This window comes from Pseudoflavonifractor capillosus (assembly GCF_016902575.1).
Classification (GTDB): Bacteria; Bacillota; Clostridia; order Oscillospirales; family Oscillospiraceae; genus Enterenecus; species Enterenecus capillosus_A.
Genome location: NZ_JACSNZ010000123.1, coordinates 1 through 560 on the forward strand (window position 1 = coordinate 1; position 560 = coordinate 560).

The following is a 560-nucleotide window of genomic DNA, read 5'->3' on the forward strand; positions in this document are numbered from 1 at the left end:
TCCTGGGGGTGGAGGACTACTGCCCCCATTTCCACTCGATATCCGAAGGGCTGTTTTCGATTTTTCATCAGCGCATTGTCCTTTCTATGGTCTCGGTCAGTTCCAGCCCGTTTTTGAGGCGGAAGCGGAGCTGCTCATTGCTGTCCACAATAATTCTGTCAACGAGCTCACCAAACAGCTCCGTATTGAAGGTGTCCAGGAAGTCCGGCCCTGCATCTAAAATGCCCATCAGTTCCTGTGTCTGGGTGATGGTGTTGTCGCTATTGGCGGCCAGTAGGCGTTCCTTTTCTAACTTCACGGCGCGGAGCTGTTGGGTCAGCTCGTTGCTTTGGGATATAAAAAGGTCAGGATCAATGAGGCCCTGCTGTTTCAGCGTGGCCAGCATTTGATTCTGACTGGTTAATTGGGATATTTGGTTGTTAAGTTCGATGACGTCAGGACTCCACAGAAGTTGGCGATTGCGGATGGCCTGGAGTGAGGCGATCATTCCAGCGAGAATGGGAGTTCCGTGATGTTTGAGGTTATAGTAGAGGCGGAGAAAGGCTTTTTCAATGTTAGCC

Annotated in this window: 1 pseudogene; it reads right to left on the minus strand. The window is 50.9% G+C overall.

The features are described from left to right. Positions 1 to 67: 67 nt before the first annotated feature. A pseudogene (locus H9X86_RS12625) lies at positions 68 to 560 on the minus strand (recombinase family protein); the annotation flags it as partial.